This is a genomic window from Streptomyces sp. NPDC001219, from assembly GCF_053597915.1.
This window is the reverse complement of record NZ_JBSFJF010000003.1, coordinates 37220-59368: the sequence shown is the minus strand read 5'-3', so window position 1 is coordinate 59368 and position 22149 is coordinate 37220. Positions and strand designations below refer to the sequence as shown.

Annotated in this window: 17 protein-coding genes; 5 read left to right on the top strand and 12 right to left on the bottom strand. The window is 73.5% G+C overall.

Annotated features, from left to right (window positions below; genetic code table 11):
* Positions 1-124: 124 nt before the first annotated feature.
* The 3 genes from ACWC9R_RS02780 to xylB form a co-directional block, all read right to left on the bottom strand.
* Positions 125-1534, bottom strand: a complete 1410-nt coding sequence (locus tag ACWC9R_RS02780; protein WP_450728370.1) for a family 2B encapsulin nanocompartment shell protein — start codon at positions 1532-1534, stop codon at positions 125-127.
* Between the two features lie 167 nt (positions 1535-1701).
* A complete protein-coding gene (locus ACWC9R_RS02775) occupies positions 1702-2991 on the bottom strand; it encodes an ROK family protein (protein ID WP_450728368.1) in 1290 nt (429 codons plus the stop codon).
* On the bottom strand, positions 2988-4418 hold the full coding sequence (gene xylB, locus ACWC9R_RS02770; protein ID WP_450728366.1) for a xylulokinase: 1431 nt from the start codon (positions 4416-4418) through the stop codon (positions 2988-2990). Before xylB ends, ACWC9R_RS02775 begins: the two co-directional genes overlap by 4 nt.
* 132 nt (positions 4419-4550) lie before the next feature.
* On the opposite strand from xylB, the gene xylA reads away from it, so the two are divergent.
* A complete protein-coding gene (gene xylA, locus ACWC9R_RS02765; protein ID WP_450728364.1) occupies positions 4551-5714 on the top strand; it encodes a xylose isomerase in 1164 nt (387 codons plus the stop codon).
* Between the two features lie 18 nt (positions 5715-5732).
* On the opposite strand, the gene ACWC9R_RS02760 is transcribed toward xylA, so the two are convergent.
* Entirely contained in the window at positions 5733-6698 is a 966-nt protein-coding gene (locus ACWC9R_RS02760; protein ID WP_450728362.1) for an acetylxylan esterase, read from the bottom strand.
* A 135-nt stretch (positions 6699-6833) separates the two neighbouring features.
* On the opposite strand from ACWC9R_RS02760, the gene ACWC9R_RS02755 reads away from it, so the two are divergent.
* Positions 6834-7667, top strand: coding sequence for a hypothetical protein (locus ACWC9R_RS02755; protein WP_450728360.1), 834 nt, complete (start codon positions 6834-6836; stop codon positions 7665-7667).
* 61 nt (positions 7668-7728) lie between these two features.
* On the opposite strand, the gene ACWC9R_RS02750 is transcribed toward ACWC9R_RS02755, so the two are convergent.
* The 7 genes from ACWC9R_RS02750 to ACWC9R_RS02720 all read right to left on the bottom strand — a co-directional run bounded on the left by ACWC9R_RS02750 (position 7729) and on the right by ACWC9R_RS02720 (position 18844).
* A complete protein-coding gene (locus ACWC9R_RS02750) occupies positions 7729-8559 on the bottom strand; it encodes an amino acid ABC transporter ATP-binding protein (protein ID WP_450728358.1) in 831 nt (276 codons plus the stop codon).
* Between the two features lie 5 nt (positions 8560-8564).
* Positions 8565-9350, bottom strand: a complete 786-nt coding sequence (locus ACWC9R_RS02745) for an amino acid ABC transporter permease (protein WP_362606563.1) — start codon at positions 9348-9350, stop codon at positions 8565-8567.
* 11 nt (positions 9351-9361) lie between these two features.
* Positions 9362-10159: a basic amino acid ABC transporter substrate-binding protein gene (locus tag ACWC9R_RS02740; RefSeq protein WP_450728356.1), complete on the bottom strand. Its 798-nt coding sequence runs from the start codon at positions 10157-10159 to the stop codon at positions 9362-9364.
* A gap of 169 nt (positions 10160-10328) precedes the next feature.
* On the bottom strand, positions 10329-11249 hold the full coding sequence (gene mmuM, locus ACWC9R_RS02735) for a homocysteine S-methyltransferase (protein ID WP_450728354.1): 921 nt from the start codon (positions 11247-11249) through the stop codon (positions 10329-10331).
* A 153-nt stretch (positions 11250-11402) separates the two neighbouring features.
* Positions 11403-14429, bottom strand: a complete 3027-nt coding sequence (locus tag ACWC9R_RS02730; RefSeq protein ID WP_450728352.1) for a glycoside hydrolase family 2 TIM barrel-domain containing protein — start codon at positions 14427-14429, stop codon at positions 11403-11405.
* 120 nt (positions 14430-14549) lie between these two features.
* Positions 14550-15869 (bottom strand): SWIM zinc finger family protein, encoded by a 1320-nt coding sequence (locus ACWC9R_RS02725; protein WP_450728350.1) that lies wholly within the window; start codon positions 15867-15869, stop codon positions 14550-14552.
* Positions 15866-18844: a DEAD/DEAH box helicase gene (locus ACWC9R_RS02720; RefSeq protein WP_450728348.1), complete on the bottom strand. Its 2979-nt coding sequence runs from the start codon at positions 18842-18844 to the stop codon at positions 15866-15868. Before ACWC9R_RS02720 ends, ACWC9R_RS02725 begins: the two co-directional genes overlap by 4 nt.
* 149 nt (positions 18845-18993) lie before the next feature.
* Here ACWC9R_RS02720 and ACWC9R_RS02715 point away from each other — a divergent pair, with 149 nt between their 5' ends.
* Complete coding sequence (locus ACWC9R_RS02715) at positions 18994-19176, top strand: hypothetical protein (RefSeq protein ID WP_030077786.1); 183 nt, start codon at positions 18994-18996, stop codon at positions 19174-19176.
* A gap of 640 nt (positions 19177-19816) precedes the next feature.
* On the opposite strand, the gene ACWC9R_RS02710 is transcribed toward ACWC9R_RS02715, so the two are convergent.
* The gene (locus ACWC9R_RS02710; RefSeq protein WP_450728346.1) at positions 19817-20599 is read right to left on the bottom strand and encodes a hypothetical protein; all 783 of its coding nucleotides are present in this window, start codon (positions 20597-20599) and stop codon (positions 19817-19819) included.
* Positions 20600-20688: 89 nt separating this feature from the next.
* On the opposite strand from ACWC9R_RS02710, the gene ACWC9R_RS02705 reads away from it, so the two are divergent.
* Entirely contained in the window at positions 20689-21135 is a 447-nt protein-coding gene (locus ACWC9R_RS02705) for a hypothetical protein (protein WP_450728344.1), read from the top strand.
* A gap of 101 nt (positions 21136-21236) precedes the next feature.
* Positions 21237-22133, top strand: coding sequence for an oxygenase MpaB family protein (locus ACWC9R_RS02700; RefSeq protein ID WP_450728342.1), 897 nt, complete (start codon positions 21237-21239; stop codon positions 22131-22133).
* Positions 22134-22149 lie beyond the last annotated feature (16 nt).

The following is a 22149-nucleotide window of genomic DNA, read 5'->3' as shown; positions in this document are numbered from 1 at the left end:
GGCTCACCTGTTCTTGTCTGTGCTGTGCTGAGACCGGTGCGATGCGGTGCGGAGAAGGAGTCCGCGCGTCGGGGCGGCGGGAGAGGCCGCAACCGGGGCGCACCGGTATTCCGCGGGTCGTCTTTCAGTGGCCGATCTGTACGTCGTCGAGAACACCCAGCGCATCGGGCACCAAAATGGCCGTGGAATAGTAGGCGCTGACCAGATACTTGATGACCGCCCGGTCGTCCAGGCCCATATAACGCACCGAAAGGCCCGGCTCGTATTCATCGGGAATTCCGGTCTGGTGGAGGCCGACGACGCCCTGCTTCTCCTCTCCGGTGCGCATCAGCAGAATGGAACTCGTCCGCTCCTTGGTCACCGGGATCTTGTTGCACGGGAAAATCGGCACCCCGCGCCAGGAGGGCAGCGAATGCCCCATGAAATCCACCGCGGTCGGATACAGTCCGCGGGCGCTGCACTCCCGGCCGATGGCGGCGATCGTCAGGGGGTGGGCGAGCAGGAAGCCCGGGTCCTTCCAGACCGTCGCGAGCAGTTCGTCGAGGTCGTCGGGGGTGGGCGGGCCGGTGCGGGTGTGGATGCGCTGCTTGAGGTCGGCGTGGTGCAGCAGTCCGAACGCGGGGTTGTTGATCATCTCGTGCTCCTGGCGCTCCCGCAGCGCCTGGACGGTCAGCTTGAGCTGCTCCTCGACCTGGTTCATCGGGTCGCTGTAGAGGTCGCCGACCCGGCTGTGGGTGCGCAGCACCGTCTGCGCGACGCTGAGTTCGTACTCCCGGGGCGTCACGTCGTAGTCGACGAAGGTGGCGGGGAGGGACGGCTCGCCGTGGTGCCCGGAGGCGAGGGAGACCGCCGACTCGCCGCTCGCGTTCACCGGCTGCGCGGTGCCCTGGCGGGCCGTCGTCAGATGCTCCCGGAGCCCGGGGGAGCGGTCGGCGACCTCCTGCGCGGCCTGCCGGGGCAGCGTCATCACGGTCACCCGGGTCACCGCGCGGTAGCTGAACCGCCAGGTGGCCTCGGGGTCGGTGAGCGGCTCGTCGCCGAGGTGGTCCCCGCCGGCCAGCGCCTCCAGCACCGTGTCCTCGCCGTATTTGCCGGTGCCGACGCGGTCCACCCGGCCGTGCACGATCAGCACCAGCCGGTCGCCGGGGCCGCCGGCCTCGCAGATCAGTTCACCGGGCGCGTACTCCTGCTGGGTGAAACGGTCGCCGAGCGCCGCCAGCACCTCGGTGTCGGTGAACTCCCGCAGGGCGGGCAGCTCGCGCAGCTCATCGGGGATGATCGCCACATCGCTGCCACTGGTGTCGAAATCGATGCGCCCGTCGCCGAGGGTGTAGGTCAGCCGGCGGTTCACGCGATAGGTGCCACCGGACACCTGCACCCAGGGAAGCAGCCGCAGCAGCCACCGGGACGTGATGCCCTGCATCTGCGGTGCGGTTTTGGTGGTGGTCGCCAGATTCCGCGCCGCGGTGGTACTCAGGCTGGAATTCTGAGCTTCTTCCGCACTGCCGTGCAGCGATTCGTCGGCAATTGTCACCGTGCCACCTATCTCTTCGAAGAGTGCGATGCGGCCCGCCCCGAAACCCCGTCTCAGGGCGGTTCCGCGACAACCCGCCGAACCGAAGGTAGTCGTGCTGTTTTTATCGGCACAATCGCTCGATTGGGTGGCATGGAATTCCCGCACCCTGGAAAGGTTTAGCGGGTTCAATTCCGGGGAGAGTGTGCCGGGGTGCGGGAATGGAGGGGATCGTCCAGGACGCACTGGAGCGCGGCGTGCGCCGCCCCGAGCAGCGGTCCGTCGGCGCCCAGCCGGGACACCGTCACCCGTGGCCCGCCACCCCGCCCGGTCCCCGGCGGCAGGCCGTCGCCCGCGACCGCCGTCCGCAGCGCCAACTCCCGTTCCAGGGACGGCAGGACCCAGGGCGCCAGCCCGGCCAGCGCACCCCCGAGGACCACCGCCTGCGGATCGAGCAGATTCACCGCCCCGGCGAGCGCCACCCCCAGCGCCGCCCCCGCCTCGTGCAGCGCGCGGACGACGGCGGCGTCCCCGTCGGCGGCACGGCGCGCCAGCAGACCGATACGGGCACCGGGCCCCGGGTGCGCCGCCGCCTGCCCGGGGGTGAGCCCGCCCGCCCGCAGCACGGCCGGTTCCCCCGCGTACTGCTCCAGACAGCCACGGCCGCCGCAGTCGCAGGGCACGCCGTCCGGATACACCGGTACATGCCCCAGCTCCCCGGCGAAACCCCGTGCCCCCCGCAGGAGTTGGCCGTCCACGACGACCGCGGCGCCGATCCCGGCCTCCGCCGACACATGCACGAAGTCCGGCGGCGGGGCCGACCCGCCGTCGCCCCCGCCCAGCCGGAGTTCGGCCAGCGCCCCGAGGTTGGCCTCGTTCTCGACGGTGAGCGGGAGGGCCGAGCCGTCATCCCCCGGGGCCGTCGCCCCGGCGAGGCCCGGCGCCAGATCGGCCGCCCGCCAGCCGAGGTTGGGGGCGTGCACCACCGTCGTCGTCCCACGGGCCACCAGACCGGGCACCGCGACCGTCAGCCCGGCCGGCCGCAGTCCCTCGGCGGCGAGCTCCGCGGTCACCCCGGCCAGCAGGGCGGACAGCTGTCGCAGCACGGGCCCGGGAGCGCTGTGCCGGTTCGCCGCGTCGGCCGCCACCCGGGCCCGGACCCGTCCGCGCAGATCGACCGCGCACACCGCCAGGTGGTCGACGCCTATCTCGGCCCCTATCCCGGCCGGGCCGCGGTCGCTGACCGCCAGCTCGCTGCCCGGCCTGCCCCGGCCGCCGGTCGCCGCCCGCCCCGTCTCGACCAGCAGCCCGGCCCGCAGCAGCTCGTCGACGAGCGGGGCCACCCCCGCCCGGGTCAGCCCGATACGGGCCGCGACCGCGGCCCGGGACAGCGGCCCGTGCCCGGCCACGGCCCGCAGCACCCGGGCCAGATTGCGCCGCCGGATGCCGTGCTGGGTGTCACCTCCGGCCGCGGTCACCGCAGCAGCTGCGCGCCGTCGGCCAGCGTCGCCGTCAGCCGCTCCCAGGCGGCGTCGTCCCGTGGCCGCGCCTCGTACTCCGCACCGCGCGCCGTGCCCCAACGACGGGCCACCGTCGCCGGGTCCTCCTCCAGCAGCAGCCCGGCCGCCTGCGCCGCCGCACCGAGCGCCACCAGCTCCCGGGCCTCGGGCACCACCACCGGACGGCCCGACAGCCGGCGCACGGTCTCCCGCCAGGCCCGGCCGCGCGCCCCGCCGCCGATCAGCAGCAGCGGCGCATCGGGCGCGGCGTCCGCGTCCCGCACCCGGTCCAGGGCCTGCAGCAGGGTGAACACCGCGCCGTCGTAGGCGGCCTGGAGCAGCTGGCCGGCCGTGGTGTCGTGCCGCAGCCCGTGCACGAGGCCGGAGGCGCCGGGCAGGTTCGGGGTGCGCTCACCGTCGAGGAACGGCAGCATCACCACGCCGCCGCCCTCCGCCACGTCCTCCCGGTCGCGGCCCAGCAGCGCCGCCACCCGGTCCACGGCGAGCGTGCAGTTCAGGGTGCAGGCCAACGGCAGCCAGCCGCCGCGGGCATCGGCGAAGCCCGCCACGGTCCCGGTCGGATCGGCGGGCCGGTGGGCGGAGACCGCGTAGACCGTCCCCGAGGTGCCCAGGCTCAGCACCGGCCGGCCCGGACGCAGCCCCAGACCGAGCGCGGCGGCCATGTTGTCGCCCGTGCCGGCGGCCACCAACGCGCCCTTGGGGAGCGGCAGATCACCGGCGTGCACGGTCCCGGCGGCCTCGCCGGGCAGCGCCACCCGCGGCAGCAGCGCGGGGTCCAGCCCGACATGCGCCAGGACCTCCGCGTCATAGGCCTCGGTGGACGACGCCCACCAGCCGGTCCCGGACGCATCACCGCGATCCGTGACGGCCTCGCCGGTGAGCCGCTCGGTGAGGTAGTCGTGCGGCAGCCGCACCGCGGCGGTGGCGGCCGCCGCGGCCGGCTCGTGCTCTCGCAGCCAGGCCCACTTGGCCACCGTGAACGCCGGGCGGGGTACGATCCCGACCCGGTCCGCCCAGGCCTTCGCGCCGCCCCGCTCCGCGATCAGCCGCTCGCTCTGCGGCGCCGACCGGACGTCGTTCCACAGCAGGGCCGGACGCACCGGCTCGCCGTCCGCGTCCAGCGTGACCAGCCCGTGCTGCTGCCCGCCGACGGACACCGCCGAGACCTGCCGCGCCGCCTCACCGCACTGCGCCAGCGCCTCGCCCAGCGCCTGCCACCACTGCCGCGGGTCGCTCTCCTTGGCGCCGGCGTCGCCGCTGACCTCGTGCGGCGCCTGGCCCCGGGCGAGGACCGCACCGGTCACCGCGTCCACGACCAGCGCCTTGGTGGACTGGGTGGAGCTGTCCACCCCGACCACCAGCGGTCCCGCTGCCTGTGCGCCCATCGTGTGCACTCTCCCTCGGCGGCCCGTCATCCAGGGTCTCGTTCCAGGGGGTTCCCCGGCGTGCTGCCGCATATTAGTTTGGCCGCGGCAGAATTTGTAAAGTGCCCTGACGAAATGATCGAGGGAGCCGCGATGAGCCGTCAGCCCACGCCCGGGGACAAGTTCAGCTTCGGCCTGTGGACCGTCGGCTGGCAGGGCCGGGACCCCTTCGGCGACGCCACCCGCCGCGCTCTGGACCCCGTCGAGACCGTGCACCGCCTCGCCGACCTCGGCGCGTACGGCGTCACCTTCCACGACGACGACCTGATCCCGTTCGGCACCGGCGGCATCGAGCGCGAGGCGGCCGTCAGCCGCTTCCGCCGGGCGCTGGACGCCACCGGCCTGATCGTCCCGATGGCCACCACCAACCTCTTCACCCACCCCGTCTTCAAGGACGGCGCCTTCACCGCAAACGACCGCGACGTCCGCCGCTACGCCCTGCGCAAGACGCTCCGCAACATCGACCTCGCCGCCGGACTCGGCGCCCGCACCTATGTCGCGTGGGGCGGACGGGAGGGCGCCGAGTCGGGCGCCGCCAAGGACGTACGGGCCGCTCTGGACCGGATGAAGGAGGCCTTCGACCTCCTCGGCCAGTACGTCCTGGAGCAGGGCTACGACCTGAGGTTCGCCCTCGAACCCAAGCCCAACGAGCCGCGCGGCGACATCCTCCTGCCGACCGTCGGCCACGCCCTCGCCTTCATCGAGCGGCTGGAACACCCCGGCCTCTTCGGCGTCAACCCCGAGGTCGGCCACGAGCAGATGGCCGGGCTGAACTTCCCGCACGGCATCGCCCAGGCGCTGTGGGCGGACAAGCTCTTCCACCTCGACCTCAACGGCCAGAGCGGGATCAAGTACGACCAGGACCTCCGCTTCGGCGCGGGCGATCTGCGGTCCGCGTTCTGGCTCGTCGACCTGCTGGAGACGGCCGGCTACGACGGGCCGCGGCACTTCGACTTCAAGCCGCCGCGCACCGAGGACCTGGACGGTGTCTGGACCTCGGCGGCCGGCTGCATGCGCAACTACCTGATCCTCAAGGAGCGCGCGGCGGCGTTCCGGTCCGACCCGGCCGTCCAGGACGCGCTGCGGGCCGCGCGCCTGGACCAGCTGGCCCGCCCCACCGCCGAGGACGGCCTGGCCGGTCTGCTCGCCGACACCACCGCCTACGAGACCTTCGACGTCGAGGCGGCGGCCGCCCGCGGGATGGCCTTCGAGCATCTGGACCAGCTGGCGCTGGAGCATCTGCTCGGGGCGGTGTGAGGGCCGTACCCGGGCCGCTCAGCGGAACAGTCCGCGCAGGAACGCGATCTCGGCGGCCCGCTGCTCGCCGCCGCCGCTCTCGTGGCCGTTGAACCGCCATATCTTCAGTTCCTTCGCGCCCGTGTAGTGATGGAACGCGGCGAAGCCGGTGGACGGCGGCACCACGTCGTCGCGCAGCGCCGTGCCGAAGAGCGCCGGGGCGGTGGCGCGGGCCGCGAAGTTCAGCCCGTCGAAGTGGTCCAGGGTGTGCAGCGCGGTGTCGGTCCGGCAGCGCGCCCCCGCGAAGTAGCGGGTGAGCTCGCCGTACGGGCCGGCGTCGGTGATCTCGATCGCGCGGCGGATGTGCGTCAGGAACGGCGCGTCGATCAGGGCCCCCGCCAGACCGGGGACCAGGCCCGTCATCGCCAGGGCCAGGGCGCCGCCCTGGCTGTGGCCGGCGACCACGACCCGGTCGGTGTCCACCGCGTCATGTCCCCGCGCCGCCTCCACGGCCCGTACCGCGTCGGTGAACAGCCGCCGGTAGTAGTAGCCGTCGGGATCGAGCAGCCCCTGGGTGAGCTTGCCGGGTACGCCCGGATTGCCGGAGCCGACCGGATCGGGGGTGTCCCCGGGCCGGTTGGGGCCGCTCTGGCCGCGGGTGTCCATGACCAGCGTGGCGTAGCCCGCTGACGGCCACAGCAGCCAGTCGTGCGGCAACAGCCGCCCGCCGCCGTATCCGAGGTACTGCACGACGCACGGCAGCGGCCCGGTGGCCGCGCGCGGGAGCAGGAACCAGCCGCGGACGGGGTGCCCGCCGAAGCCCGCGAACGTCACGTCATGGGTACGGAGCAGGGCGAGTCCGGCATCGACCTCGGTGAAGCGCGCGTCGAGGTCATGGGTGCGGGCCTCGACGAGGGTGCGCCGCCAGAACGCGTCGAAGCCGGCCGGCTCGGGACGCGGCGGGCAGTACGCGTGCAGCTCCTCCAGGGGAAGGTCGGTGAACAAGGAAAACCTCCGAGCCGTAGGCTGGCTTGTTGTCTGTCGCCAACGGTGCCCAGGGTCCGGACATTTCAGACGTGAATTGTTCCAGGTTGGTCACCGAGTCCCGTAAATCCAAGTAAAGAAGCGATCATTTCCGCCATGAGCTTTCCGCCGCCGCCGAACCAGCCGAACCAGCCGCCCCACGCCGCCCCGGGCGGTTTCGGCCCGCCGGCCGGCGGCTACGGCCCGGGTGGCTACGGTCCGCCCCCGGGCGGCAACCAGGCGCCCGGCGGCTATGGCCCGCCCGCGGGCGGCTACGGCCCTCCCGGACCCGGCGGCCCCGGTGGTCCCGGCGGATGGCAGCAGCCGCCCGGCCCGCCCGGCGGTGGCGGCAACGGCAAGACCATCGCCGCGATCATCGGAGGCGGCGTGATCGTGCTGGCCGCCGTCATCACCCTGGTCGTGGTGAACACCGGCGACGACAACGGCAACCACCGTGCCCAGCCGTCCGGTTCGAGCGCCGCCGCCAGCCCGTCCGAGAGCGCGTCCCCGACGCCCTACGACGAGCCCACGCCCACGGACGAGCCCACCGGCGCCCCCACCGACAGTGACTTCGCGAGCAGTCTCCCGTCGCCCCCCGCCGGCAAGATCCCCTTCTATCTGCTGAAGGTCGGCGACTGCTACGACCGCCCGGCGGACAACAGCGCCAACAACGACGAGGCCTCCTGCAACGGCCCGCACGACGCCGAGGTCGTCTCCCTCCACCGCCTGGGGTCCGGTCTCACCACCGAATCGGGCATCAAGAACAAGGCGGCGGCGCTGTGCCGCAAGGAGCTGGGGCGCAAGGCGGCCCGGCAGCCCGCAGGCACCGCCGAGGGCACCCATATCGAGTACCCCAACCTCAACGGCTACCGGCTCGGCATCAAGTCCGTCAGCTGCAGCCTGACGGGCAACAGCACCGGCACCAAGAAGCTCACCAAGCCGCTGTCCTGAACCACCGCGAAGGCCGGCGGACCACTACGGGGCGGCCCGGCGCCCCGTAGTTCCGTCCCGTTCAGCGGTCCACCCGTTTGCCCGCCGCACCGCTGTCCGTGACCTCGCCGACCTCGGCCGCCGCCGGATCGAGCACCCGCGCCAGGAACGTCCTGGTCCGCTCGTGCTGCGGGGCACCCACCACCTGCTCCGGGGTGCCCTGCTCGACGATCACCCCGCCGTCCATGAACACCACCCGGTCGGCGACCTCCCGGGCGAAGCTCATCTCGTGGGTGACGACGAGCATCGTCATCCCCTCCTGCGCCAGCGACCGCATCACCGCCAGCACATCGCCGACCAGCTCCGGGTCCAGCGCCGAGGTCGGCTCGTCGAACAGCATCAGCTCCGGTTCCATCGACAGCGCCCGCGCGATCGCCACCCGCTGCTGCTGCCCGCCCGACAACTGCGCCGGATAGGCCGCCGCCTTGTCGCTCAGCCCGACCCGTTCGAGGTTGGCCCGGGCGATCCGCTCCGCCTCGGTGCGGTCGCGGCGCAGCACCCGCCGCTGGGAGATCGTGAGGTTCTCCAGCACGGTCAGATGCGGAAAGAGGTTGAAGGCCTGGAAGACCATCCCGATCCGCCGGCGGACCCGGTCGATGTCCACGTCCGGGTCGGTGACCTCGGTGCCGGCCACCACGACCCGGCCCGCGCTCGGCTCCTCCAGCAGGTTCACACAGCGCAGCAGGGTCGACTTCCCGGACCCCGAGGGCCCGATGACACACACCACCTCACCGCGCGCCACCGAGAAGTCGATCCCGCGCAGCACCTCCAGCTCCCCGAAGGCCTTGCGCAGGCCCTGGACGTCGATGGCCTTCGTGTCCACCGTCTCCGGTGCCGCCTGCTCGGTCGTCACGCCGCTCACCTGGCCTTCGCCGTACGGGCCTCCAGCCGACGGACCAGCTGTCCGAGGGGGAGGGTGATCACGAGATAGAGCAGCCCGGCGATCAGGATCGGGGTCAGGCTCTTGTGCTCATTGAGCGCGTCCCGGCCGAAGTTGGCCAGTTCGAACTGGGTGAGGGACAGACCCAGCAGATACACCAGCGAGGAGTCCTTGGTCAGCAGGATCAGCTCGTTGGTCAGCGGCGGCAGCACGATACGGAACGCCTGCGGAATGACGATCGAGGCCATCGCCCGCCCCTGCGACATGCCCAGGGAACGCGCCGCCTCCGTCTGCCCTTTGGGGACGGCCTGGATACCGGCCCGGATGGTCTCCGCCATGTAGGCCGCGCCCACCAGGCCCAGCGACAGCATCACGGTGACGTTCATGTCGAGCGCGACCTCGAAGGCCAGCGGCACACCGAAGCCGAGCGCGATGAAGACCAGCAGACAGGGGATACCGCGGAAGAACTCGATATAGGTGACCGCGATCCAGCGGTAGGGCGGCACCGACGAGAGCCGCATCAGCGCGAGCACCAGCCCCAGCGCCAGCCCGAAACCGAAGCCGAGCAGGGTGTAGAGGACGGTGTTCACCAGCGCCGTGGTGATGATCTCGGGGAAGAGCGCCTTCGCGACCTCGACGTCGAAGAACGCCAGCCGCAGCTGGTGCCAGTCGGCGATCAGTGCGAAGACCACCACGGCGGCGACCAGGACGCCGTACTGCGCGCCGCGGATGGCCCGCGCGCGCTGTCTTTTGGACACAGGCATGACGGGCGGCCTCAGCTCTGCGGGGTGGTGCCGAACCACTTCTTGTAGATCCGGTCGTAACTCCCGTCGGATTTCGCCTTCTTGATCGCCGTGTTGATCTTCTTGCGCAGCGCGTCGTTGCCGGTGCGCACACCGATGCCGTAATGCTCACCGGTGTTGAACTCCGCGGTGACCTTGGTGTCCGGGTTCTGCTTCACATAGTCGAAGAGCACCCCGTTGTCATTGATGCCGGCGGCGACCTGGCCGGACTTCACGGCGGTCAGCAGCAGCCCCAGGTCCTCGAACTCCACCAGCTCGACGCCCTTGCCGTGCTCCTTGGCGTAGATCCCGCCGGTGGTGGCCTTCTGATAGCCGAGCTTCTTGCCCTTGAGATCCTCGATCTTCTTGAAGGGCTTGTCCTTCTTCGTCAGCAGCGCCTGGGTGGCGTTGAAATACGGGTCGGAGAAATCCATGACCTTGTCGCGGGCCGGCGTGATCGTCATGCCCGCGGCGGCCAGGTCGCACTTGCGGATGGTGAAGTCCTGGCCGGTCTCGATGCCTTCGAAGGGCGTGTTGACGATCTCCTGCTTGACGCCGAGATCCTTCGCGACCAGGTCCACCAGGTCCACGTCGAACCCGACGACCTTGCCGTCCTTCTTCACCTGGAACGGCGCGTACGGAAGGTGGGTGCAGGTCTTCAGGGTGCCCGAGGAGACCAGTTCCAGACCGCCGGAACCCTTCTTCCCGTCGGACTTGGTGCTGCTGCACCCCGCCAGTACGACGACGGCCGTGGCGACGGCTATGACAGGCAACGCGGAGCGAGCGGACACTGGTCCTCCAGAGCGGATACAGATCATCCAAGCCGTGCATGCTGCGATGTGGGTGCATCCTGCCACCGGCCCGGGGCTCTGTCCCCGCCGCTTCGGTTGCGTCTGTGTAACGCCTTCGGCCCGCGTCCGGGCCGGCGGGCGCCGCCCGGTCCCGCTCGCGGGCCGCCGGTCAGCGGCCGAGCGCGGCCGCCAGCCCGGCGATGGCGTCCGGTCCGACCCGGCAGCAGCCCCCGATGAGCCGCGCCCCGTCCGCGGCCCAGCCGGCGACCCGGTCCGCGCTGAACGCCGGGCTGCCGCACCACGCCCGCGCCGCGGCGTCCCAGCTCTCCCCGCTGTTGGGATAGACCACCACCGGCTTCCCGGTGACCTGCGCCGCCGTCCGCACCGCGCGGTCCGCGTCGTCCGGCGCGCAGCAGTTCACCCCCACCGCGATCACCTCGTCGGCGTCCGCCGCCACCGCGAACGCCTCCGCCAGCGGCTGCCCGGCCCGGGTACGGTCCCCCGCGACGCTGTACGACAGATAGGCCGGGACACCCAGCCCGCGCACCGCCCGCAGCAGCGCCCGGGCCTCCTCGGCGTCCGGCACCGTCTCCAGCGCCAGCACATCGGGCCGCGCCGCCGCCAGCACCTCCAGCCGCGGCCGGTGGAACCGCTCCAGCTCCGCCACCGACAGGCCGTAGCGGCCGCGGTACTCGGAGCCGTCGGCCAGCATCGCGCCGTACGGACCCGCCGAGGCGGCCACGTACAGCGGACCGGAGACCCCGCCTGCCTTTGCCCGCCCGGCCGCCTCACGGGCCAGCTCCACGCTCCGGGCGAGCAGCTCCGCGGCCCGCTCCGCACCGGTGCCGCGTCGCGCGAAGCCCTCGAACGTCGCCTGGTAGCTGGAGGTGATCGCGACCTGCGCCCCGGCCTCGTAGTACGCCTGATGCGCCCGCACCACGGCCTCCGGCTCCTCGGCCAGCAGCCGCGCCGACCACAGGGCGTCGCCGAGGTCGTGCCCGTCGGCCTCCAGCTGGTTCGACAGCCCGCCGTCGAGGACGACCGGCCCCGCGGCGAGGGCGTCGGCGAGCGGCGGGGACGTGCTGACCATGGTGCGGGCCTCTCGGTGCTGCGGGACGCGCGGGTCTCCCCGCCTCACCGGAGAGCGTAGTGCCCGGGTGGTGCGAACGCCCTGGCCGGCACCGGTGCGCACGGCCCGTGCGCCGACCGGGCGGTGCCGCCGGCGCACGGATCGGCTCGTGGATCAGCGCAACGACGAGAACACGAACGAGAAGCGCGCCGGAGCCACCTCCAGCCGGTGCCGCGGCAGCACCCCCGGCCCGCACGACTGGCTGCCGATGCCGTGCTGCGCATGGTCGAGATGCACCCACAGGCCCTCGCCGGGCCGCAGATCCGTGGTGTGGCGGGCCGCGGTCAGCTCCTCGGTCGACCACCGGCGGGCGGTGAGGAAGAAGTCCGGATCTCCCTCGATCCGCAGGCCCGAGCCGTCCGTACGGGTCAGCTCCGCCCAGCGCACCCCGGGCCGCGCACCGTTCTCCTGCGGCCGGACATACGGCGTCTGCAGCGCGTCCACCGGCATCGACCAGCGGCTGACCCGGGCGGCGGCCCGGGTGTCCGGATAGCCCTCGCCGGGCCCGCCGCCGAACCAGGTGGCGAGGCCCAGGCTGCCGCACACCCGCATCCGCACCCCCAGCCGCGGCAGCGGAACCGGCCAGTCACCTTCCGGATCGACACTCAACTCCAGCCGCAGCAAGCCCTGGTGAGCCGTCCAGCGGTAGACCGTGCGCAGCGCGAGCGGCCCGCCGGCCGGGGCGACGCGGGTGCGGACCACCAAGGAGTCCGGGCCGGTCTCGACGGCATCGACACGGTGCCGCATCCGGTGCAGACCGAGCCGCCGCCACTCGGTGGCCGGCCGGGCCTCCGGCTGCCAGGGCGCGGCCTCGTCGTTGTCGGTCGGCGCCCGCCACACGTCCAGCCGGGGCCCGCCGATCCGCACACCGTCCAGATAGTCCAGGGTTCCCGTGGTGGCGTCGAAGGTTCCCGGACCGAGCACGAGCACATTGCCCTCGCCGCGGCGCGGGGCCACGGTCGCCGCCGGGGGCGCGGCGGCGGGGCGGGGCGCGGCCGGCAGCTGGCCCCAGGCGACCTCGTGCCCGGCGGGCGCCCAGGCGGTGTCCTCGCCCAGTACGGCCTGCACCGTCCAGAACGCCTCTCCGTCGTCGCCCGTGTCGGACGGCGGCTCCGAGAGCTCCACCACGGCCGACTCACCGGGCGCCAACGGCGGTACCTCCAGCCACCCGTGACCGTGCGGCCCGCCGTCCACCTCGTGGACATAGCGGAACTCCAGGTGGCCGAGGCCGGCGAAGTCGTGGAGATTGGTGATCCGGACCGCGCGCCCCGCGCCGTCGTCCGACGCCGCCTCGATCCGCACCGGTTCGATGACCTTCTTGAACTCCAGCAGACCGGGGGAGGGCACCCGGTCGGGCAGCACCAGGCCGTCGCAGACGAAGTTCCCGTCGTGCAGCTCCTCGCCGAAGTCCCCGCCGTAGGCGTGGAACACCTCACCGGCGGGCGTCCGCTGCCGCAGCCCGTGATCGATCCACTCCCAGACGAAACCGCCCTGGCAGCGCTCGTACCGCTCGAACAGCCGCTGGTACTCGCTCAGTCCGCCCGGACCGTTGCCCATGGCATGCGCGTACTCACACAGCACGAAGGGCAGCGACCGCCGCCGGGCGTCCAGCTCCGGATCGGACAGCGGTTCCTCGGCGCGCCGCCCGATGCGCTCCACCTCGGCGTGGTCGGCGTACATCCGGGAGTAGACATCGGTGTCGGCGCAGCCGCGGTCGCCCTCGTAGTGCAGCGGACGGGACGGGTCCCGCGTACGCATCCAGGCGGCCATCGCGGACAGCCCGCGCCCCGTACCGCACTCGTTGCCCAGTGACCACAGCACGATGCTCGGGTGGTTCTTGTCCCGCTCGACCATCCGCCGGGCCCGGTCGAGCAGCGCCGGCTCCCAGCGCGCGTCATCGGCCGGATTGTCCCGCCAGCCCTGCTGGGCGAACCCGTGCGTCTCCAGGTCGCACTCGTCGACCACCCACAGGCCCAACGCGTCGCACAGGTCGAGGAAGGCGGGGTGCGGCGGATAGTGGCTGGTGCGCACCGCGTTGATGTTGTGCCGCTTCATCAGCAGCAGATCGCGGCGCATCGTCTCGGGGTCGAGGGCGCGCCCCGATTGCGGGTGGAACTCGTGGCGGTTGACGCCGCGCAGCAGGATGCGCCGGCCGTTGACCTTCAGCAGCCCGTCCTCGACACACACCGTACGGAAGCCGATCCGCAGCGGAATCCGCTCGCCGGGGGTGACCAGCTCCCCGTCGTAGAGGTGCGGTTCCTCGGCCGTCCAGGGACGCACCGGGACCGTGGCGCTCTCCCCGGTCGCCAGATCCAGGCCGAGCGCGGGGACCGCTACCCGGCCGGCCGGTGTGCACTCCACCCGCAGGGTGCCGTGGCCCGTGACGTGGTCGAACCCGGCGTGCACGAAGTGGTCGGCGACCGCGCCCCGGGGACGGCGCTGGAGCAGGACGTCCCGGAAGATACCGGGGAGCCACCACTGGTCCTGGTCCTCCAGGTAACTGCCCGACGACCACTGGTGGACCCGCACCGCCAGCACGTTGCGGCGCGGCCGCAGCAGCGGCCCGACCTCGAACTCGTGCGGCAGCCGGCTGCCCTTGAAGTGGCCCAGCTCCACCCCGTTGAGCCAGACCCGGGCACAGGACTCCACCCCGCCGAAGTGCAGTACGGCGGACCCCTGCCCCCACCCCTCGGGCAGGTCGAAGAGGCGCCGGTGATCGCCCGTCGGGTTCTCGTCCGGCACCCGCGGCGGATCGACCGGGAAGGGGTAGGCGGTGTTGGTGTAGGTGGGCGCCCCGCCGGCCTGCGGCCGCTCACCGCCCCCGTACGAGCCCTCGGCGGCGAAACTCCCTTGGAGCGGCCAGTGGCCGGGCACCCGCAGCTCCTGCCACAGCGAGTCGTCGAAGTCCGGCCGGGCGAACGCCTCGTCGCCGGCGGTGGCGGACGCCGAGAGCCGGAACCGCCAGCTGCCGTGCAGCGAGATCCGGTCGGCGTCCGAGTCCGCGTACCAGGCGCGGGGCGGCAGGGCCCCGCTGCCCGGTGAGCGGTCCTCGTGGTACGGGAGGGGCGGTGCGCTGTCCGTCGCGCCGGGGTTCCGGGCGGGCGGCGCGGACGACGTGGGGTGCGGCGGGATGCCGGTCACTGGTCCTCCTGCTGCGGGCGACGTGCCGGGCGGTGGGGGATCGCCTCAGCGAAGCACGCGCGGCGGCACGGCGCAGCCGGATGGGCAGGATTGGCCCACACCGCACCGCGCGGCCCGCCGTCAGCGGCCGGCCGCCCCGCCCCCGTCGCGCTCCTGCGCCGGCCACCATGCCAGCGCGCCCGCCGGATCGTCGGCGGCCGGCCCCGCGGGCTCCCACCGCCCGCCCTCCTTGCGGTACGGCCACCAGCGGCCGTCCCGCCCGTAGCGCAACTGGGCCGCGCCGCCCACCACCGTCCAGCGGTTACCGGTGGCCCGCAGCCGCGGCCGGGCCCCGTCGTCCTCCCACGCGGCCGTCAGCCGGGCGGTGGCCCGCGCCAGCACCTCGGGCTCCGGCGTCCACTCCTCCTCCAGGGCCGCGAGCCCCGCCGCACCGCCCAGCGCCCAGGCCCGTACCGCCGACGCCATGCTCCGCGGGTCACGCCCCGAACCGGCCGCCAGCCGCGCGGATATGGCCGCCCCGGCACCGGCCGCCGCCATCCGCACCGCATCCTGGGCAGGCGTCAGGGTGGGCGGCGGCGGACCGTCCGGATGCCCCTCGGCCGACGCGTCCGCCAGCATCCGCCGGGCCCGCGCCGCCGCGTCCCCGATGAGGAACTCCAGCGCGGCCACCTCCACCCCGGGCGCGGGCGGGGTGCCGCCGCCGAGCACCGGCGGGGCGCCCGGCGCGTCGACCGGCGGGGGCGGTGCGGGCAGCGGCGGCAGAATGTCGCGCGCCGCATACGCCTCGGCCGCCGGCACCCCCGCCTCCCCGGCGGCCGGTCCCTCCGCCCGCGACGCACTGCGTGCCGGCAGCTCCTCCAGCAGCTCCCGCTCGGCGCGGCCGCGCACCAGCAGCAGGACGAACGGGTCCTGGTCCAGCAGCCGCGCCAACTGGTAGCACAGGGCGGCCGAATGGGCGCAGTGGTCCCACGCCCCGCAGCTGCACTCCGGCTCCAGGTCACCGATGCCCGGCAGGAGTTCGATCCCGGCCGCCGCGGCGTCCTCGACCAGGGCCGGGGGCATGTCACGGTCCAGCAGCGCCGCGATGTGCCCGGCCCGGTCGGCGACCATGTCCAGGAAGCGGTCCCACTCCGCCGCGCTCAACTCCTGCAGCAGCACATCGGACCGGTGCCGTGTGCGGTCACCGTCCTGGACCACCGCGGTGATCCGGCCCGGACGCACCGTCACCGCGCCGACCGCACCGGCCCGCGCGTGCCGACGGCCCAGCTTCAGCTGCGCGCCGTCCAGCGCGGTGTCCTCCAGCGCCTTCAGCCACGCCTGCCCCCACCAGCTCCGGGCGAAGGCCCGCCCACGGGCCGCCGGCAGCGCCTCGAACGTCCGCTCAGCGGCCACGACAGCCCCCTCGTCCCGATCCATCCGCCCCTCGTCTCCCGTGTTCATCGCTCGTTCCCCCGCAGTGCGACCAGCTCCGCCAGCTCGGCGTCGGTGAGTTCGGTCAGCGCGGCCTCGCCGGACCCCAGCACCGCATCGGCCAACCGCTGCTTACGGGCGAGCATGTCGGCGATCCGGTCCTCGATCGTGCCCTCCGTGATGATCCGGTGGACCTGCACCGGCTGGGTCTGCCCGATGCGGTAGGCGCGGTCGGTGGCCTGCGCCTCGACGGCCGGATTCCACCAGCGGTCGAAGTGCACGACATGCGAGGCCCTGGTGAGGTTCAGCCCGGTACCCGCCGCCTTCAACGACAGCAGGAACACCGGCACTTCGCCGTCCTGGAAGCGCCGCACCATCTCCTCGCGGCGGGCCACCGGCGTCCCGCCGTGCAACAGCTGCGTGGGCACCCCACGCGCCGCCAGATGTCCCTCCAGCAGCCGCGCCATCCGCACGTACTGCGTGAACACCAGCACGCCCGCCTCCTCGGCGAGCAGGGTGTCCAGCAACTCGTCCAGCAGCTCGACCTTCCCCGAACGCCCCGCGATCCGCACCGCTCCCGTCGTCCCGCCGCCCTCCGCCGGGACACCCTCCTTCAGGTACTGCGCGGGGTGGTTGCAGATCTGCTTGAGCGACGTGAGCAGCTTGACCACCAGCCCCCGGCGGGCGAACCCGTCCGTCCCGGCGATCTCGTCGAGCCCCTCGCGCGCCACGGCCTCGTACAGCCCGGCCTGTTCCGCGGTCAGCGCCACCGCACGGTCGGTCTCCGTCTTGGGCGGCAGCTCCGGCGCGATCCCCGGATCGGACTTGCGGCGGCGCAGCAGGAACGGCCGCACCAGCCGGGCCAGCCGCTCGGCCGCCGCCCGCGCCTCCGGGGACGCCGCCGCACCGCCCTCGATGGCCTGCGCATAGCGCGTACGGAACCGGCCCAGCGGCCCCAGCAGCCCCGGAGTCGTCCAGTCCAGGATCGCCCACAGCTCCGACAGACCGTTCTCCACCGGGGTACCGGTCAGCGCCACCCGGGCCCTGGCGGGCACGGCCCGCAGCGCTCCGGCGGTCGCGGAGAAGGGGTTCTTGACGTGCTGCGCCTCATCGGCGACGACCAGCCCCCAGCCCACCTCCGCCAGCTTCCCGGTGTCGAGCCGCATCGTCCCGTAGGTGGTGAGCACGACCTCGCCGTCCGCGAGCTCCGCCAGACTGCGCCGCCCGGCGTGGAACCGGCGTACCGGTGTACCCGGCGCGAACTTCTCGATCTCCCGTTGCCAGTTGCCCATGAGGGAGGTGGGACAGACGACCAGGGTGGGGCCGGCCGACGCGGGCACGGTCTGCCGGTGCAGATGCAGGGCGATCAGCGTGACCGTCTTGCCCAGCCCCATGTCGTCCGCGAGACAGGCGCCCAGCCCCAGCGAGGTCATCCGATGCAGCCAGCCGAGCCCGCGCAGCTGGTAGTCGCGCAGCGTCGCGGTGAGCGCCGCCGGCTGCCCCACGGTCGCGCTGTCGTCGCCCTCGGGGTCGGCGAGCCGGTCGCGCAGCCGGGCCAGCCAGCCCGAGGCGGCCACCTCCACCCGGCCGCCGTCCCCGTCCTCGGCACTGCCGGTGAGCGCGGCACCGAGCGCGTCGAGCGGCGTGACCCTGCGCTCCCGCCGGTCCCGGGCCGCACGCACCGCCGCCGGATCGATCAGCACCCACTGACCGCGCAGCCGCACCAGCGGCCGCCCCGCCTCGGCGAGCCGGTCCAGCTCCGCCCGGTCGAGCGCCTGGTCCCCCACCGCGAACCGCCAGCTGAACGACAGCAGCGCATCCGCCGACAACAGCGACGGCAGCCCCGCGCCCCACCCCTCCGCCCCGTCTCCGTCTCCCGCGTCCGGCGGCCCCACCACGGCGCGCGCGGTCAGGGTGCGCGCCAGCTCCTTCGGCCAGTGCACCTGCACCCCCGCGGCGGCCAGCGCCCCGGCGGCGGGACCGAGCAGCTCGGCGACCTCCTCATCGGCGAGTTCCAGCGCATCGGGCACCGCCGCGGACAGCAACGGGGTCAGCGGCGCCCAGACATCCGCCGCCCGGCGCAGCGTCAGCAGCGTGTCCAGCCGCGCCCGCGCCCCGAACGCCTGCCCCGCCGCCGAGGCCCCCGCCCACACCTCCGCGGCGTCCCCGACCAGCGTCGGATCGGTCAGGCTGTGCACCTGCAGAACGGCCCGGAACGTGAAGGGAGCCTCCTCGGCCTCCCCGGCCCCTCCGGGCTCCTCCGCACCCCGCCCACCGGGGCCCCTCGGCCCGTCCCAGCCACTCAGCTCCTCCGCCTCCGCGCCGCGCACCTCCACCCGCAGCGAGATCCGCACGCCCGCGTCATGCCCCGCGGCCACCTCCATGGCCCAGGCGCGCTGTTCGGGGATGTGCTGCGGAGCGGTCACCGCGAAGGCCGGCGCCCCGGTGGCCAGCGCGGCACCGGGGGAGCGCGGCAGCCCGTCCGCCACCGCGTCGAGGAAGGCCCGGACGTGCCGTTCGGGATCGGGCAGCTCCCACGGGTCGGTGTCCGGGAGCGGCACGGCGTGCGCGTACGGCGGCATCGCGGCGGCGAGATCACGCAGCCGCGCCAGGTCCGCCGGGTCCAGCGGCCCCAGCCGCCAGGCGTCGTATCCGGCCGGACTGACCCCCGGCAGAATCCGCCCACGAGCCGCGAGCTGCAGCGCCAGTACGGACGCGGCCCCCCAGAAGGCGGCAGCCGGATGCGCGCCCCGCCCGGCCCGCGCCCGGGTGAGCACCGGCACCGCGTCGGCCACCGGGAGCACCAGGGCCGGAACCTCACACCACGAGACCCCGCCGTCGTCATCCGGCAGCACCACGCCCAGCGACGCGTCCCCCACGGGACCGCCATCCGGCCGCCAGAAGGCGATCCGCCCGGCTCGTGGCGGGTCCGACGGCAGAAAGACGGCCGCACAGTGCGCGAGCGCGGAGAGCTGCGCGGAGGTGACCGCGGGGAGGGATGTCACGGGGTCCCGAACTCCTCAAGTTTGACTACTGGCGCCTGGAGCGCCCGAGAGTACAGGACGTTCGCACCGCCCGAAGGAACCTGCGGCGCGAAAACGGCGTTCAATGGAGTACACAGAGCGCGGCATGCGCCGCGGAAGGGGCGTGAAGGATGTCCACACAGGCGAAGGTCGCGGTCGGCGGCGTCGCGGTGGGAGTGATCCTGCTGTGGCTGCTGCCCTTCTGGGCGGCCCTCCTGGTCATGGTCGGAGTCCCGGCCGTCGCCTATCTGACCCTCGACTCCTCCCAACGACGCCGCCTGCGCCGCGTCAGCCGCAAACAGATCGGCCGCTGAATCGGCCGCTGAGGGGCGGGTTTGTCGGTGGCTGGGGCCGGTTCGCCTACGCGTGGTGGGTGGTGGGTCGGAGGGGACGCCCGGTAACCCGTCCTCGGCGCGGGCGACGCGGGTCCCAGAGGTTCTTCGCCCCGTTGTTCGCTCCGGGTCCTGCGGGCGGCTCACCGGGCATCCCCTCCGACCGCCGTCCGTACGCGGCTGTCGGCGCCGTACGGATCACCGTTATGGCAGACCCGTACGGCATTCCCTTGGCAGGCAGCTGGTTCGGCCCCCCCCGCAGCTTGGGCGCGGCCGAGTCGTGGTCGTGACGCGCGGTGTCACCGGTCCGCGGTCGGCAACGGGGGACGGTCGGAGGGGATGTACCGGGGCCCGCCCGCAGGACCGGAGCGAACGCCGGGGTACTCAATTGCTCGGAGCCGCGTCGCCCGCGCCGAGGACGGGTCCCGGTGCGTCCCCTCCGGCCCCCGCGGCAACCACAAGCCCCGCCCGGCGCAAGCCCCCGCCGGGCCCGCACCCAACCCCGACACGGGCGCCAGATCGCGCCCCAAAGGGGCGCGGGGAACTGCGCGCCCAGCCCCAACCGCGCCAAGGGGGACACACAAGCGCCACCCGGCACACCCCACCGGCCACGCCCCGCCACTCAGACCGGCCGAGCCGCCAACTCGTCGAGAGACGACAGCAGACCGGGAAGCTCAGGCCCCCGCCCCACCGGATGCACCTCCCCCGGTTCGTCGTCCAGCAGCACGAACGCGATGTCATCGGTACGGGCAACCATGCTCCAGCCGGGCCCGTCAACGCGCAGCGTCCGCGCCTCGCCCGCCGCGAACGACGACCGCACCCGCCCGGGCGGCGGCGGATCGTTCACATAGCCGCGCGCCTCCGCAAGCACCCGCCGCACACCCTTGTGCGCGGTATCGCCCGGCTCGGCGAAGCTGATGTCGCTCTCCACCTGCTCCCGCCAGGCCGCCCACTGCATGGCGATCTCGTCCGCGCCGAGCCGCCGCTGCGCCGGCCCCCACTCCTCGGCGTCCGGAGGCGTCAGCGGCGCCGGGTCGCCTTCCTCGGGTTCGGGGTCGTGCGGCTGCGGCACACCGGGTGCCGCCACGGCGAGCGCGAGCGGCCAGCCGGGAAGCGCCCCGACGATGCTGTGCTCGCCGGGCGAGAGGTCGTACTCCATGCCGCAGTCCCAGGCCGCGATCGCGCAGGCGACCAGCGAGACGTCCTCCGTCACCACGGTCCACCGCGCACCGTCGCCGTCCTGCCCGAGGACCAGCCCGTAGCCCTCCGCGTACGGTTCGAGGCCCAGTCCCGCGCACACCTCGGGGTAGTCGTCGCCGAGCACGCTCGGGAACTGCGCGGGCGTCAGCAGCACCGCCGTCAGCACGAACAACTCGTCGTTGTCGGCGCTCTCGGTCGTGGGCACGCGGGCCTCCCCATTCGTTCCATCGCGGAGTACGTCGGCGCACCCTAATTGGCTTGGTACGGGCTTGTCACCAGCCGTACGCTGCGCGGATGTGTTTTCACAGCCGCAGGATGCACGTCGTGTGCCTGCCCTGCCGGGCCGCGTGGAAGAAGACGCCGGGCTCGCGGGGGCCTGGTCATTGCCCGCAGTGCCGTGGTGAGCTGATCGACGCGGGCGCTGACCTGGCGGTGCCCAAGCGGCGCGATGTGGCCGGCTGGCGGGCGTTGGAGGCCGTGTTGCGCACGGGGCTGACGTTCCACGGAGGGTGCTGCGGTACGGGGCCGGGTTACCGCCCGCGCAGCCCGCGCGAGGTCCGGGAACGACTGGCGCTCGCCGGCCGCACCGGCATGCCGGTCAAGGCGGCGCTGGCCGTGGTGGATGCCACGGTCACCGACCGCTACGGCGCCGACGCGCGTACGCAGGGGCGCGGCACGCGCAGCGGCGGGCAGCCGGCCGCGGTGCCGAAGCAGGCGCGGCAGACCTCCCGACGCGACTGATTCCGGCCACCGCACGGCGCGATCTGACGCCCGCAGCACCGCCCAAGTGCCGCCCACGCCCGTAAAATTGGCGTTTCGGTGGACGAAGGGACGGTTGTCAGGTGCGGCGCTACGACTGGTTGCGGGAGATCCGGCGGCTCGACCCGGAGCGCGACTTCCTGCGGATCTACCGCATCGTCGCCACCCATGAGTTCCCCTGGGACTTCACCCGGGCGCTGGAGCTGGCGCTCTACCGCACCTATGCCGTGCCGAGCATCGGCCGGCTGCTGGCCGAGACGGCGGAGCTGACGGACCGTACGCAGAAGCGCTACGACGACACCGCCCTCCTCCTGGACGCCGTCGTCGAGCACGGCTTCGACAGCGAGGACGGCCGGACGGCGATCCGGCGGATCAACCAGATGCACCGCAGCTACGACATCAGCAACGAGGACATGCGCTATGTCCTGTGCACCTTCGTGGTGATGCCCAAACGCTGGCTCGACGAGTACGGCTGGCGGCGGCTGACCGCCCACGAGCAGCATGCCCTCGCCGCCTACTACCGGGCCCTCGGCCGCCACATGGGCATCACCGGACTCCCGCGTACCTACGAGGACTTCGAGCAGTGCCTCGACGCCTACGAGGAGGCCCACTTCGGCTGGGACGAGGGCGCCCGGAAGGTCTCGGACGCGACCCTGGACCTGATGGCGGGCTGGTACGGCCCCCTCGCCCCGGTGGTGCGCGGTGCCAGCATGGCCCTCCTGGACGACTCGCTGCTGGACGCCTTCCGGTACGAGCGGCCCAAACCGGCGGTCCAGAAGACGGTACGCACCGCACTGAAGCTGCGCGCCAGGGCCGTACGGCTGCTGCCGCCCCGCCGCACCCCGCACTACGCCCGCCAGAACCCCGAGATCAAGGGCTATCCGAACGGCTTCCGGGTGGCCGAGCTCGGTACCTTCCCCGCCTCCCGCCGCACCGGCGGCTGCCCGGTGCCGCACGGCGAGGGCCCGGCGGCGTCCTGAGAAGGCGAAAGCGGTG

Excerpts from the sequence above, each read along its gene's own strand:
- xylB (WP_450728366.1), bottom strand. The coding sequence starts at position 4,418 with ATGGGCGCACAGGCAGCGGGACCGCTGGTGGTCGGGGTGGACAGCTCC.
- xylA (WP_450728364.1), top strand. The coding sequence starts at position 4,551 with ATGAGCCGTCAGCCCACGCCCGGGGACAAGTTCAGCTTCGGCCTGTGG.
- ACWC9R_RS02755 (WP_450728360.1), top strand. The coding sequence starts at position 6,834 with ATGAGCTTTCCGCCGCCGCCGAACCAGCCGAACCAGCCGCCCCACGCC.
- ACWC9R_RS02745 (WP_362606563.1), bottom strand. The coding sequence starts at position 9,350 with ATGCCTGTGTCCAAAAGACAGCGCGCGCGGGCCATCCGCGGCGCGCAG.
- mmuM (WP_450728354.1), bottom strand. The coding sequence starts at position 11,249 with ATGGTCAGCACGTCCCCGCCGCTCGCCGACGCCCTCGCCGCGGGGCCG.
- ACWC9R_RS02725 (WP_450728350.1), bottom strand. The coding sequence starts at position 15,869 with ATGAACACGGGAGACGAGGGGCGGATGGATCGGGACGAGGGGGCTGTC.
- ACWC9R_RS02715 (WP_030077786.1), top strand. The coding sequence starts at position 18,994 with ATGTCCACACAGGCGAAGGTCGCGGTCGGCGGCGTCGCGGTGGGAGTG.
- ACWC9R_RS02705 (WP_450728344.1), top strand. The coding sequence starts at position 20,689 with ATGTGTTTTCACAGCCGCAGGATGCACGTCGTGTGCCTGCCCTGCCGG.